At 64.2% G+C, this 13326-nt stretch carries 11 protein-coding genes; 2 read left to right on the plus strand and 9 right to left on the minus strand.

All coding sequences use genetic code 11. The features are described from left to right. Positions 1-3 precede the first annotated feature (3 nt). Positions 4-945 (plus strand): ABC transporter permease, encoded by a 942-nt coding sequence (locus I6F21_RS07090; protein ID WP_025034874.1) that lies wholly within the window; start codon positions 4-6, stop codon positions 943-945. Between the two features lie 3 nt (positions 946-948). Continuing rightward, the gene (locus tag I6F21_RS07095; RefSeq protein WP_057027046.1) at positions 949-1833 is read left to right on the plus strand and encodes an ABC transporter permease; all 885 of its coding nucleotides are present in this window, start codon (positions 949-951) and stop codon (positions 1831-1833) included. Positions 1834-1854: 21 nt separating this feature from the next. Here the strand turns inward: I6F21_RS07095 and I6F21_RS07100 are convergent, their stop codons facing one another. The 9 genes from I6F21_RS07100 to I6F21_RS07140 all read right to left on the minus strand — a co-directional run bounded on the left by I6F21_RS07100 (position 1855) and on the right by I6F21_RS07140 (position 13299). After that, positions 1855-2601 carry a hypothetical protein gene (locus tag I6F21_RS07100; RefSeq protein ID WP_225139589.1) on the minus strand — a complete coding sequence of 249 codons (747 nt, stop codon included), beginning with the start codon at positions 2599-2601 and terminating at the stop codon, positions 1855-1857. 9 nt (positions 2602-2610) lie between these two features. Beyond that, positions 2611-3861, minus strand: coding sequence for an adenylate/guanylate cyclase domain-containing protein (locus tag I6F21_RS07105; RefSeq protein WP_225139590.1), 1251 nt, complete (start codon positions 3859-3861; stop codon positions 2611-2613). Next, complete coding sequence (locus I6F21_RS07110) at positions 3858-4247, minus strand: response regulator (protein ID WP_025034870.1); 390 nt, start codon at positions 4245-4247, stop codon at positions 3858-3860. The genes I6F21_RS07105 and I6F21_RS07110 overlap by 4 nt, the downstream gene beginning before the upstream one ends. Beyond that, positions 4244-6838 carry an ATP-binding protein gene (locus I6F21_RS07115; protein WP_225139591.1) on the minus strand — a complete coding sequence of 865 codons (2595 nt, stop codon included), beginning with the start codon at positions 6836-6838 and terminating at the stop codon, positions 4244-4246. Before I6F21_RS07115 ends, I6F21_RS07110 begins: the two co-directional genes overlap by 4 nt. Before the next feature lie 130 nt (positions 6839-6968). Further along, positions 6969-10064: a MexW/MexI family multidrug efflux RND transporter permease subunit gene (locus I6F21_RS07120; protein ID WP_036025801.1), complete on the minus strand. Its 3096-nt coding sequence runs from the start codon at positions 10062-10064 to the stop codon at positions 6969-6971. 69 nt (positions 10065-10133) lie between these two features. Beyond that, positions 10134-11327, minus strand: a complete 1194-nt coding sequence (locus I6F21_RS07125) for an efflux RND transporter periplasmic adaptor subunit (protein WP_036004727.1) — start codon at positions 11325-11327, stop codon at positions 10134-10136. A gap of 1 nt (position 11328) precedes the next feature. Beyond that, a complete protein-coding gene (locus I6F21_RS07130; RefSeq protein ID WP_063822469.1) occupies positions 11329-12030 on the minus strand; it encodes a TetR/AcrR family transcriptional regulator in 702 nt (233 codons plus the stop codon). Between the two features lie 139 nt (positions 12031-12169). Next, entirely contained in the window at positions 12170-12760 is a 591-nt protein-coding gene (locus tag I6F21_RS07135; RefSeq protein ID WP_225139592.1) for a thiamine pyrophosphate-dependent enzyme, read from the minus strand. Next, positions 12757-13299: a phosphonopyruvate decarboxylase gene (locus I6F21_RS07140; protein ID WP_036004713.1), complete on the minus strand. Its 543-nt coding sequence runs from the start codon at positions 13297-13299 to the stop codon at positions 12757-12759. Before I6F21_RS07140 ends, I6F21_RS07135 begins: the two co-directional genes overlap by 4 nt. Positions 13300-13326: the final 27 nt, after the last annotated feature.

Genomic DNA, 13326 nt, shown 5'->3' on the forward strand with positions numbered 1-13326 from the left:
AGGATGCTGAACTTCCTCGCCCGCCGCCTTGTGCAGATCGTGCCGACGCTGTTCTTCGTCTCGGTGCTGATCTTCTCGCTGCAGCAATTGCTGCCGGGTGACCCCGCGCTGGTGATGGCGGGCGAGGAGCGCGATCCCGCCGTGATCGAGCAGATCCGCCGCCAGTACCGGCTCGATCAGCCCGTCCCGGTGCAGTACGCCTACTGGATCAAGGGCGTGCTCTCTGGCGATTTCGGCGAGTCGCTGCGCAACAAGATGCCGGTGCGCGAGTTGATCGCACAGAAGCTGCCGGTGACGCTGCAGCTCGGCTCGATGGCGATTCTGATCGCGCTGCTGATCGGCATTCCCGCCGGCATCGTCGCGGCCGTGAAGAAGGGTTCCGCGTGGGACTACGGCGCCAATCTCTTTGCGCTGTGGGGCATCTCAACGCCGAACTTCTGGCTCGGAATCATGCTGATCTTCCTGTTCTCGATCGAGCTTGGATGGTTGCCGGCTTCCGGCTACGTGCCGCTCACCGAGAACTGGCGCGCAAGCCTGGCCGTCACCATCATGCCGGCCTTCGTGCTCGGCAATGCGATCGCCGCGATCCTGATGCGGCATACGCGCAGCGCCATGCTTCAGGTGCTGGAAAGCGACTACGTGCGCACCGCGCGCGCCAAAGGACTGTTGGAGCGCACGGTGATCCTCAAGCATGCCATGCGCAATGCGCTGACCCCCGTCATCACGCTCGGCGCGCTCGAGCTCGGTACGCTGCTCTCCGGCGCGGTCCTGACCGAGCAGATCTTCTCCATTCCCGGCTTCGGCAAGCTGATCGTGGATGCCGTATTCAACCGCGATTATGCCGTGGTGCAGGGCGTCGTCCTGGTGACGGCCACGGTCTACATCACGCTGAATCTGGTGGCCGATATCGCCTACATCCTCGTCAATCCGCGGCTCCGGGGCTGATCCATGACCGACGCCGCGCTGCCGAGCCCTCTCACGCGAGCCGACGAGCTGGATAGCCCGGCCCGCCGCGCGCGACGGCGGCTGTTCAAGCGCAAGGCAGCGGTGTTCGGGCTCGTCGTGCTCACGATGTTCATCGCCCTTGCCGTGCTCGCTCCGCTCATCGTGCCCTATGATCCCATCGCGACGAGCTGGAGCCTGGTGCGCAAACCGCCGACCTCGGCCCACTGGTTCGGCACCGACGAGCTCGGCCGCGACATCCTCAGCCGCGTCGTCTACGGCGCGCGCGCCTCGCTGCTCGCAGGCCTGATCTCGGTCGCGATCGCGCTCGGCATCGGCGTGCCGCTCGGTCTCCTCGCCGGCTACCGCGGCGGCTTCACCGACGCGCTGATCAGCCGCATCACCGATGCGATGCTGGCCTGCCCGTTCCTGATCCTGGCGATCGCGCTCGCCGCGTTCCTCGGCCCGAGCCTCGGCAATGCCATGATTGCGATCGGCATCTCGGCGACGCCGATCTTCATCCGCCTGACCCGCGGCCAGGTGCTCGTCGTCAAAGCCGAAGACTATGTCGAGGCCGCGCGCGCACTCGGCAATCCGCCGTGGCGGATCGCGCTCTCGCACATCCTGCCGAACATCCTCCCCTCGCTTCTGGTGCAGGCGACGCTCTCGATCGCTGCCGCCATCATCGCCGAGGCCGCCCTCTCCTTCCTCGGCCTCGGCCAGCAGCCGCCGGCGCCGTCCTGGGGCAGCATGCTCAACGCGGCACAACGCTTCCTGACCCAGGCGCCCTGGATGGCAATCTGGCCGGGCCTGGCGATCTTCCTCGTCGTGCTGTCGCTGAACTTGCTCGGTGACGGCCTACGCGACGCGCTCGACCCAAGGCAGCGCTGATTATTCCTCTTGGTGAGGAGCTCAGACCACCACCTCCCGCAGCACGCGGCGGCAATCCATCTCGAATTCCAGATCGACCACCGGCGGACGGGCGAAATGCCAGGTCAGCCCGGAGCGGAGCGCGCCGCGACGGACCAGTTCGTCCACCAGCGCATGGTGAAAGTCGTGCACGGAATAGGCCTGCACCCCGGTTGTATCCTTCCAGCCGAAGCCGAAGGCTGCCATCCGGTTTTCCATCTGCGACGTGGTGGTGAAGCGCACCTTCTCGCGCAGCCCCTCCGGGCTGAGATCGCGGTAGCGCACCGTGCGCTCGACATAGGAGCCGCTGCCCTCGCGCGCCTCGGCGCCGCCGGCGATGACGAAGCTCGGCGAATCTGACCGCGTCGGACGCGTGAAGGAGAACGCATAGAACGACGGTTCGGACGGCGGATCGATCTCGGGGCAGACATTGCTGCGCGCCACCGGATTGGTGCTGCCGTCGAAGATGCCCCATTCGGACAGCGTCTTCACATAGTGCAGATTGAACGCGCGAAAGCCTTCCTCGCTGAAGGCCGCGGGCGAGCGCAGCTCGCAGGCACAGAATGCCGTCAGCGGACGCCCCGCCTCCTGGATGAACTTTGCGGCCAGCGCAAACCCTTCCGCGAGCGGCACCAGGCGGTCGAACCGGACCCGCTCGATCTCGTAGCCCTCATCCGCGGCAGCACCGGCGGAATATTGGAACACGGACGGGATGAAACGATAGTTGCCGGCCGAGAATTCGCGCGTCATGACGGACTCCTATTCCAGTTGCATGCGAGTGCCCTTGGCGCCGTTGAGCAGGCGCTTCAGGTGAAATCCGGCCAGCGGATCGTCGGCGTGCATGCCAACCAGCGCGGCGAAGGACGGCATGGCCGCGGCATCGCCGGCCTCCATCTTGGCAAACGCTTCGGCATATTGCGCCGTCGCTGGCGCCTCGAACCTCGCCTGCGGCAGCGGCTCGAATGCGCGCAGCGGCTCGCTGCGTCCGCGCAGCATCAGGTCGCCCACGGGACGGCCACGAAAGTTTTCGGCCCCATTCGCAACGCTGGCACTAACGCAAATGCGCGTTCCCAGGTGCTTGTTCGCCGCCTCAAGCCGGGCCGCAATATTGATGGTGTCGCCATAGGCCGTGTAGTCGAAGAAACGGTTGCCGCCGAAATTGCCGACCAGCGCCGGACCGGCATGAGCGCCGATGCGGGTAGCTCCGAAATTCACGCCTCTTGCCTTCCAGCGCGCCGAAAAGTCCTCCGCCCAGGCGTCGAGAGCATGGGCACAGGCGATCGCGCGCGTTGCATAGTCCGGCTGGTCGCCGGGGGCGTTGAACAGCACCTGGATCGCATCGCCGATGATCTTGGCGACCGTCCCCTCATGGGCGAAGACGATCTCGGTCATGCCGCCGACATATTCGTTGAGGAGCTCGCCCAGGGTCTGCGGAGGCGCGGTCTCGACCAGCGAGGTGAAGCCTGTAATATCGGTGAACAGGGTGGCGACATCGCGCCACTGCACCTCAATGCCGTCGCCATCGACGTTCGCGGCCAGCCGCCTTGCAATCTCCGGCGAGAAGAAGCGCGACAGCGAGGCATGGGCGCGCTCGGCTTCCATCTGGCGCCGCCGCACCTCGCGCAGCATCTCCACATGGCGGACGGTCTTCTCGATCGTAGCTTCGAGGTCGGCGAAGTCGATCGGCTTGGTCAGGAAGTCGAACGCACCGCGGTTCATGGCGGTGCGGATGTTGCTCATGTCGCCGTAGGCCGAGACGATGATGGTCGACTTCTTCTCCTGGGCCTCCTGGAGCTTCGCGAGTAGCGACAGGCCGTCCATTCGCGGCATGTTGATATCGGAGACCACCATGTCGACATGCGGATTCTGCTCCAGCGCTTCCAGCGCCTCCAGGCCGTCGCGCGCGAAGATCAGCGCGAGCTGCCCATCGCGGATCTGCCTGCGAAATTTCTGCAGGATCAGCGCCTCGAGATCCGGCTCGTCGTCGACGAAGAGGATGGTCGCAGTCATGCGGCTTGCTCGAGCCTCGTGTCGATCTCCTGCCGCAGCAGCGCAAAGTCGATCGGCTTGGTGAGGAGCCCGACGGCGCCCCGTTCGATCGCCTTGCGGCGCGTCTCCGCATCGCCATAGGCCGTGATCATGATGACGGGAACATCGGGATGCGCGGCACGCACCTTCGGCAGCATGTCGAGCCCGCTCATGCCGGGCATGTTGATGTCCGACAGGATCAGGATCAGCGAGGGATCACGGACTTCGGCGGCGCGCTCGAGCGCCTCGGGGGCCGAGAGCGCAAACTCCATCTGAAACCGGCCGGCGCGCAGGTCGCGCCGGAACTGCTGCCGAAACAGTGCCTCGACGTCGGGCTCGTCATCGACGACCAGGATGTAAACGTTCAAGACTTTCCTCCGGAAGTGTCGCCCGCTGCCATCGTCCGCGGCAGCGTGATGATGAACTCGGTGAATACACCTTGTGTGGTGTCCACGTCGATCGTGCCGCCGTGTTGTTTCACCACGATGTCGTGGCTCATTGAAAGGCCTAACCCCGTGCCCTCGCCGGCCGGCTTGGTGGTGAAGAAGGGATTGAACATCTTTTCCTTCACCTCGGCTGGAATCCCGGTGCCGTTGTCGCGAATCCGGATCTGGACCCTGTCGCCGAGATTCTTCGTTACCGCGCGCAAAGTGGGCTCGAATGCATCGCCCTCGCTCTCCTTGCGCTTGGCCGCGGCATAGAAGCCGTTCGAGATCAGGTTCAGCAAGACGCGCGTGATCTCCTGCGGATACACCTCGATCATGCCGGCATCCGGGTCGAAATCGCGCTGGAGCGTGACGTTGAAGGCGGGCCTTTCGGCGCGCGCGCCGTGATAGGCGAGATTGAGGCTCTCCTCGACCACCGCATTGATGTCGACGGCGCGATGCTCGCCGGAACCCTGACGCGAATGCAGCAGCATGTTCCTGACGATGGAATCGGCGCGCTTGCCGTGCTGCACCACCTTCTCGAGATTGGCCCTGAGCATGCCGGTCAGCTCGTCGACCTCCTTCTTCGTCTTGCCGTCGAGCGCGGCCGATTGCAGGATCTCGTTGAGCTCGTCGATCAGCTCGGTCGAGACCGCGGAGAAGTTGTTGACGAAGTTGAGCGGATTCTTGATCTCGTGGGCGATGCCGGCGGTGAGCTGGCCGAGGGAAGCGAGCTTTTCGGTCTGAATCAGGCGGTCCTGCGCGGTGCGCAGATTGTCGAGCGATTGCGATAGCTCGGTCGTACGCTCGCGCAATTGCTTCAGCAGGCGCGTATTCTCGATCGCGATGACGGCTTGCTTGGTAAAGTTCTCCACCAGCGCGACTTGTTTGTCCGTGAAGCCGCGAATCTCTTGTCGAAAAATCGTCATCGCGCCGATCAGATCATCCTCTTTCAGCATGGGTACGGAGAGAAGGGTTCGGGCGCCGGCAACGTCGGCCATTCCGACGACAAAGGGAACACCGGCCTTGTACCCAGGACTTTCCCTCAAGTCATTGATCTGCGCGGGCTGATGCGTCGCGATGATTGCAGCCAGCGTCGTTCCTGGATGTGGGAAGATCGGAGTCCGCTTACGGAAGGCGGAGAAATCGGGCGGAATGTTGTAGTCGGTGACGATGTTGAATTTCTGGCCGTCCCACAGATTCATCGTGCCGAAATTCGCACCGCAGACGCGGGTAGCATTCTCCAACATCTTCTGAAACACCGGCTCTAACTCTCCCGGAGAGGAGCTAATGACTTCGAGCACCTCCGACGTCGCCGTTTGTTGCTCGAGCGACTCCCGCAATTCGGCGGTCCGCTTCTCGACCTTGTTCTCGAGGTCCGCATAGGATTCCTGCAGGCGCGCGCCCATGTCGTTGAACTGGTCGGCGAGCCCTTCGAGCTCGTCGCCGGTCTTGATCGAGATGCGCTGGGAGAAATCACCACCGCCCATTCGTTCCGCGCCGCTCCGCAGCGCCTGAATCGGCCCGACCATGCGGCGCGCCAGGAAGATCCCGGCCAGCACCGCGAAGATGGATGCCGCGAGCAGCACGATTGCAAGGCGCTGCAGCGAAGCATAAAGCGCGGCATAGGCTTCCTCGACCGGCAGCTCGACGAACATGGTCCAGCGCAGCGGCTCGATCGGGGCCGATGCGGTCAGCACCTTCTGCCCCTGGATGTTGTGGGCCTCGGAAAGCACGTCTGGCATGGCGCCGCCGGCTTGCACGGCGCGTACCTGCGCAAGGCCGGACATGTCGGTGTTGCGCAGCACGAGACTGATGTCGGGATGCGCGATCAAGCGGCCCTCCGGGCCGACCACGTAGGCGTTGCCGTGCTCGCCGACCTTGATCTGGGACACGACGTCCCAGATCAGCTTGAGATTGACCTCGGCGATGCTGACGCCGGCATCCTTGCGTGCGCCCGCCAGCGCCAGCGTCATGTAGGGCTCGGACTCCCGGCGAAAATAGACCGGCCCGTAATAGACCTTGCGCGCGACCGCTTCGGTGAACTTCGGATCGCTCGACAGGTCGATCCCGCTGTCGAGCACGTCCATCGCCAGCCGCGAGACCCGCAGCCGCTCCTTGCCAGTCGAATCCACCTGGGCCAGCTCGGTGATCGCAGGGACCTGGCGCAACAGGCGCAGCGCGTCGAACCGGCGCTGCTCGATCGAGCCGCCCGACCAGGGCAGCTGCGTGGTCCAGCCGAGCTGGCTCTCGATCTCCTTGACGAACCGGCCGATCTTGGCAGCGGCCGCCTCGGCCTGCTCGTGCTGGACTCGGATCAGAGAGGCCTTGTGCTCGCGATAGTAGAAGTAGACCTCGAACAGGCCATTGGCGAGCAGCGCAATGGCGACGACCGCCACGAAAAGCGCGACGTATTTGGCGAAGAGCCGGGTCCGGATTCCGCGCCCCGCAGTGTCGCCGGAGGCGACCTCGCCTGGGGCCGCGCTCGGCAATGTCCCGGCTCGAGGTGTATCGGGGTGGAGGGACAGGCTCATTCCACGGAACCTAGCAAGAAGACCGGACCTTGTCTCTCGCAAGCGCGGCAAGGAGCTCGCCCGAGACCCAACGAAAAGGGCGGCAGCGGATCACCGCTGCCGCCCTTTCGGGACTAACCTGCCAGCGGCCTCAGGTCGGCCGTAGCGCCTTTGAATCGAGGTCCAGCTCGCCGATCTGCTTGTTCCGCTCCGAATCGGCCGCCGCGCGATGGTCGGTCGCCAGCACCACATAGACTGCCGGCAGCACGAACAGCGTGAACAGCGTGCCGATCGACATGCCGGCGACGACGACGAGACCGATCGAGAAGCGGCTGGCCGCGCCCGCGCCGGTCGCGGTCAGGAGCGGGATCAGGCCGGTCACCATCGCGGCCGTGGTCATCAGGATCGGCCGCAGACGGATGCGGGCCGACATCTCGATGGCCGAGCGGCGGTCGAGCCGCTCGTTAACCTGGAGCTCGTTGGCGAACTCCACCATCAGGATGCCGTGCTTGGTGATCAGGCCGACCAGGGTGAGCAGACCGACCTGGGTGTAGATGTTTATGGTCGCCATGCCGAAGAACAGCGGGATCAGCGCACCGACGATTGCCATCGGCACCGAGATCATGATGACCAGCGGGTCGCGCAAGCTCTCGAACTGGGCCGCGAGCACCAGGAAGATGATAATCAGCGCGAAGCCGAAGGTGATGGCAAGCTGATTGCCTTCCTGCACGTATTGCCGGGAGTCAGCCAGATAGTCGTGGCTGAAGCCTTGCGGCAGCTTCTTGGCCTCGCCTTCGAGGAAGTCGACCGCAGCGCCGACGGTCACGCCGGGCATCGGCACGGCGGAGAACGTCGCCGAATTGAGCTGGTTGTAGTGCGTCAGCGAATTCGGATCGGTCTTGGTCCTGATCGAGACCACGGTCGACAACGGAAGCTGCTGCCCGGTGTTGGTCGTCACATAGTAGCCACCGAGCGATTCCGGGGACAGCCGCTTGCCGCGCGGCACCTGCGGAATCACCTGATAGGAGCGGCCCTCGAGGTTGAACCGGTTGATGTAATTGCCGCCGAGCAGCACCGCGAGCGTCGAGCCGAGGTTCTGCATGTTGACGCCGAGGTCCTGAGCCTTGGTGCGGTCGATCGTCACCTCGACGTTCGGCTGGTTGTAGGCGAGGTCGCTATCGGAGACGATGAACATGCCGCTCTTGCGTGCAGCCTCCTTCAGCTTCTCCATCTGCTCATAGACGGTCTGGAAGCTGGCCGTGGAATTGATCACCATCTGGATCGGCAGACCGCCGGGTCCGCCCGGCAATGGCGGCAGGTTGAACGCGAACGCCTGCACGCCCTCGATCTTGGAGAGCTCGGCCTGCACCAGCGGCTTCAAGGCGATCGACGAGCGTGTGCGCTCGTCCCAGGGCTTCAAGAGCATGCCGGCAATGCCGCCTTGCGGGCCGTTGATGCCGTTCAGCACGAAACGCAGATCGGTCTCGGGGAATTTCTGGAATTCCTTGTCGAGCTTCTCGCCGTAGAAATCGACATAGTCGATGTTGGCGTATTTCGGCGCCTTGGTCACCGCGAACACGATGCCCTGATCTTCCTCGGGCGCCAGCTCCTTCGAAGTGTTCATGTAGAGGAAGCCGACGAGTCCCAGGATCGTCACGGCGAACAGGCCGGTGATGGCCTTGTAGTCGAGCGAGCGGTCGAGCTTGCGGCCATACCACCGCGTCATGGCGCCGAACACCCGGTTCACCAACTTGGCGAAGCGGCCCTCTTCGGTGTTCTTCAGCAGCACCGAGCACATCATGGGCGACAGCGTCAGCGCGATCACGCCTGATACGATGACCGAGCCTGCGAGGGTAAAGGCAAATTCGCGGAACAGCGACCCGGTGAGGCCACCGAGGAACCCGATCGGCGCGTACACGGCGGCGAGCGTGATGGTCATGGAGATGACCGGCCCGACGATTTCGCGCGCGCCTTGTAGCGAGGCCTGGACCGGCGTCTTGCCCTCCTCCAGATGGCGATGGATGTTCTCCACCACGACGATGGCATCGTCGACGACGAGGCCGATCGCCAGGACCATCGCGAGCAGGGTCAGCAGGTTGAAGCTGAAGCCCAGCGCCAGCATCATCGTGCAGACGCCGATCATCGACAACGGAATGGTGACGACGGGAATGATGACGGAGCGCAGCGAGGCCAGGAACAGGAAAATGACCACGATCACGATGATGACGGCTTCGCCCAATGTATTCCGCACCTCGTCGATCGAAGATTGGATGAACTTGGTCGAGTCGTAGGCGACCTTCATCTTCATCGAGGGCGGGAGGTTGCGTTCGAGCTCGGGGAACAGCGCGCGCACACCCTTGACCAGCGTCAGCGGATTACCCTGTGGCGTCGCCTGCACGCCAATGAAGATGGCGCGCTCGCCGTTAAAGGCGACGCTGGCATCCGTGCTCTGGGCTGCAAGCTCGACGGTGGCGATGTCCTCCATCCGCACGAAGCCGCCGTCCTTGGCCTTGACGATCATCTTCTTGAACTGATCGACGTTGGTCAGGCCCGTGTTGGTCGAGACGTTCGAGACGATCAGATAGCCCTTGGTCTGGCCGGCCGCGGACTGGAAGTTGTTGGCCTGGATCGCCGCCGCAACGTCAGCCGGCGATACGTTGCGGCCCGCCATCTTCACGGGATCGAGCCACAGCCGCATCGCAAAGGTCTGGCCGCCCAAAATGTCGGCCGAGGCGACGCCGTCGACGGTCGACAGCACCGGCTGCACCACACGCGTCAGATAGTCGGAGATGGCCGAGCCGGACAGCTCGTCCGAGGAGAAGCCGAGATACATCACGGCCGTGGTCTGGCCGGTGGTCTTGGTGACGATCGGGTCGTTGGATTCCTTCGGAATCAGGTACTTCACTGAATTGGTCTTCGCCAACACCTCGGTGAGCGCCTGGTTCGGATCGAAATTCAGCTTGATGTAGACCTGGATCGTCGAGGTGCCGAGCACCGAGGACGAGGTGATGTAGTCGACGCCTTCGGCGGACGCGACCGCCTGCTCGATCGGCGTGGTGATGAAGCCCTGGATCAGGTCTGCGGACGCGCCGGGATAGACGGTCGTGATGTTGATGACCGTATTCGACAGCTTCGGATATTGCCGGATCGGCAGCACCATTGCCGCGCGCAGGCCGATCAGCAGGATCAGCAGGCTGACGACGACCGACAGGACCGGTCGTTTGATGAAAATGTCGGTAAAGGCCATCGCGGGCGATCTCGATTTCTTTTTTTCAAGACGCGTGATCCGGCCGGGCCGGATCACGCGAGGATATTGTCAGTAGCGCGGCGGCTGCGCCGGGATCTGCGGGGCCGGATCGGTCGAGATCGATACCGGCGCGCCTGATTGCAGCTTGAGCTGGCCGAGAGCGACGACCTTGTCGCCTACCTTCAGGCCCTTGACGATCTCGACGCGACCCTCGACCCGGTTGCCGGTCTGCACGAAGGTGCGCACCGCCGACAGGCTGGTCTTGCCGTCCTCTTCCTTCTTCTCGGTGATCACGAACACGGAGTCGCCGTACAGCGTGTAATCGACTGCCGTTTCAGGCACCGTGATCACGGCCGGCTTTTCCGGCAGCACCACGGTCGTGGTGACAAACATGCCGGGCTTCAGGATCTTCTCCGGATTGGCAATCGTGGCCTGCACGCGGATGTTGCGAGTATCGGTCGAGATCTGGGGCTCGATCGTGGTGATCTTGCCCTCGAAGGTGCGGCCCGGATAGGCGTCGACCTTCAACCGCACGACCTGGCCGACCTTGAGGCTGCCGGAATCCTTTTCCGTCACCGTGAAGTTGGCCCACAGCTCGGACAGATCGGTCAGCGACACGATCGCCGTGCCGGCGGTCAGATACTGGCCGACCTCGACCTTGCGCATGCCGAGATCGCCGGCGAACGGCGCGCGCACCAGCTTCTGCGAGATCAACGCCTCGGTCTTGGCGATGCCCGCCTGGGCCTGGTCATAGGCAGCCTGCGCGGTGTCGACGGTCGCCTGCGGACCGAACTGGCGCGAGGCCAGCTGCTTGGCGCGTTCAAGCGACAGCTGCGCGACGGTCGCTTGCGCCTTGTAATTGGCGAGATCGCCCTGCTCGGGCGCGTCGAACAGTTGCACCAGCGGCGTGCCGGCCTCGACGCGCGTGCCCGGCTCGAACTTGATCGCGGTGACACGGCCGTTGACGTCGGCGCTGACGTCGACCTGATGCACGGCGACGAGGCTGCCGACCGCCGTGAGCAGGTTCGGCACCACCTCGGACTTCGCCTCGGCCGCGCTGACAGCGGTCGGCGGCGGCTTGTTGTTGGCGAAGAATTGCTTGATCATCTGGCCGCGGAAGTAATTGAACCAGACGAGCCCTCCGACGAGCACGGCCAGAAGCGTGCCAACGATGATGAACCAGCGCACTGGCCGGACCGGACGCTTGGGAGCCTTGTTGTCGATCGGTTGCCCCGAAATCTTGTTTTCGGCCACGATGTTCATGTCATGCACTTTCTGCAATCGCCGCCCGGTTCGCATCCGCGGCCTGATTGCGGCCCAGATGCGAAGCAATTGCGGCGTCGTTAAGTCCGATACCCCTCAGGAGAAACTCACAGAGCTGCCGCTCCAGGTCGGTCGCCCTGCCGTAAGCAAGACAGGGCGTGGCCGGCAGCCTGGTCAGCGCCGCGGTCATCACCGCATGATGCGCGAACCAGAACAGGTTGAGCGGATCGCCAGCGCAGGGCCGCGCGTCACCGCTCGCAACCGCACGCTCGAGCGAGGCGACGAAGACAGCGCCGATCAGCGTCTCGATCTTGGCATACAGCAATCGGGCGAATTCGCCGTCATCCAAATGGCTCGTGGCCATTAGCCGCAGGCGCTGGGCCTCTTCCTGATCGGGACCGTCGGCGATCTGGAGGAAGTGTTCGACCATGCCGCGGATCACCTCGACCAGCGTAGCCGTCGACGGCTCGCGCTCGAGCAGCTCCATCAGAGCGGGATCCGCCTCGCATTCGTCGCTGAGGATCTCGGCGTAGAGCGCCGCCTTGGACGGGAAATGCTTGAACAGCAGCGCTTCAGAAATGGCAGCGGCGGCCGCCACGCTCTTGGTCGTGGTGCCGTTATAGCCGTGTCGGGCAAAGCAGCGCTTTGCGGCGCCGAGGATCAATTGACGCCTCAGGTCGCTCGTCATACGCAATGAGCTCATGCTGGGTGAGTAAGCACTCACCCACGCAGGAGTCAAGCACTATGTTGCATCGCAACCTGCGTGCGACCTAGAATCAATGGAAATTGGCCGAGCCTGCACGGCCCGCGTGCAGACGTTCAGCAAGGCATTACCGGACCGCCTAGATCGGCTGGAAGCCCAGGTCAGCACGGATCCGGTTGACGATGTAGGTCCCGTCCCGCGTCGGCAGAATCCGCTCCAGGCCGGCGCTGTCGATCTTCACATTGGCAAAGCGCGGACCCGCGGAGAGGTCATGGACGGCTTTGGCGAAGGCTTCGACTTCGGCCATGGTCGTGACAGCCCGGCTGTCCTTAATGCCGCAAGCCCTGGCGATGCCGACGAGGTCGGCGGCGGCGGAGGTGTGGCTGGTCTGGCCGCCGGTCTCGCCATAGGCCTCGTTGTCGAGCACTGCGATCGAGAGGTTGGCCGGCTTCTGCAGGCCGATGGTGGCAAGGCTGCCCATGCCCATAAGCATCTCGCCGTCGCCGGTGATGACCAATACCGGCAGCTTCGGCTGCGCCAGCGCCAGACCCAGCCCGATCATCGCGGCGCCGCCCATGCCGCCCCAGAGGTAAAAGTTGCGGGCGTGGTCGCCGGCGGCGCACATGTCGTTGGTGGACGCACCGAGGCCGCCGATCGCGACGACGTCCTTGCGGTTCGCCAGCAACGTGGACACCACCTGCCGGCGGTCGAGGAGATTGGCCTTGCTCATTTGGTGAAAACCTTGGCGCCGATCAGGCGCTGCGACAGAAGGACGGCGGTTGGCGTCAGCGCGTTGTAGGCCTGCGCCGCGGCCGCTTCCAAGACGGCAGGCACCTCGGCAGCGTGCGAGGCGCGCAGCACCTTGACGCCGGAGAGCTCGAACACGCCTTGCGTGGTCGAGCCCATCGGCACCTGCCACGGATTGAACTCGCCCCACTCGCCGCGCATCGTCACGAGCGTGAGGAACGGAAAGCGCAAGATCGGGATCAGCGACAGCATGTTGATGCAATTGCCGACGCCGCTCGACTGCATCAGCAGCACGCCGCGCTGTCCGCCGGCCCAGGCGCCGGCGAGCAGCGCCACGCCTTCCTCCTCCGTCGTCAGCGCAATGCCGCGCATGGTGGAGGAGGCCAATACGCGCTGGATCAGCTTGGAATGACCGGCGTCCGGAACGTAAGGCACCTGCCGGACGTCGAAGCGCTGGAGGGTCGCGAAAATATCGTCGGGCCAGTTCGGCGCCGTGTCGGCAGCGTCAGCGCGTGCGTGCATTTTCCTGTCCGGTCGGCTAGCAGTGTG

Source organism: Bradyrhizobium sp. NBAIM03 (genome assembly GCF_020194055.1).
In the GTDB taxonomy this organism is placed as follows: Bacteria; Pseudomonadota; Alphaproteobacteria; order Rhizobiales; family Xanthobacteraceae; genus Bradyrhizobium; species Bradyrhizobium yuanmingense.

Excerpts from the sequence above, each read along its gene's own strand:
- I6F21_RS07090 (WP_025034874.1), top strand. The coding sequence starts at position 4 with ATGCTGAACTTCCTCGCCCGCCGCCTTGTGCAGATCGTGCCGACGCTG.
- I6F21_RS07095 (WP_057027046.1), top strand. The coding sequence starts at position 949 with ATGACCGACGCCGCGCTGCCGAGCCCTCTCACGCGAGCCGACGAGCTG.
- I6F21_RS07100 (WP_225139589.1), bottom strand. The coding sequence starts at position 2,601 with ATGACGCGCGAATTCTCGGCCGGCAACTATCGTTTCATCCCGTCCGTG.
- I6F21_RS07105 (WP_225139590.1), bottom strand. The coding sequence starts at position 3,861 with ATGACTGCGACCATCCTCTTCGTCGACGACGAGCCGGATCTCGAGGCG.
- I6F21_RS07115 (WP_225139591.1), bottom strand. The coding sequence starts at position 6,838 with ATGAGCCTGTCCCTCCACCCCGATACACCTCGAGCCGGGACATTGCCG.
- I6F21_RS07120 (WP_036025801.1), bottom strand. The coding sequence starts at position 10,064 with ATGGCCTTTACCGACATTTTCATCAAACGACCGGTCCTGTCGGTCGTC.
- I6F21_RS07125 (WP_036004727.1), bottom strand. The coding sequence starts at position 11,327 with ATGAACATCGTGGCCGAAAACAAGATTTCGGGGCAACCGATCGACAAC.
- I6F21_RS07130 (WP_063822469.1), bottom strand. The coding sequence starts at position 12,030 with ATGAGCTCATTGCGTATGACGAGCGACCTGAGGCGTCAATTGATCCTC.
- I6F21_RS07135 (WP_225139592.1), bottom strand. The coding sequence starts at position 12,760 with ATGAGCAAGGCCAATCTCCTCGACCGCCGGCAGGTGGTGTCCACGTTG.
- I6F21_RS07140 (WP_036004713.1), bottom strand. The coding sequence starts at position 13,299 with ATGCACGCACGCGCTGACGCTGCCGACACGGCGCCGAACTGGCCCGAC.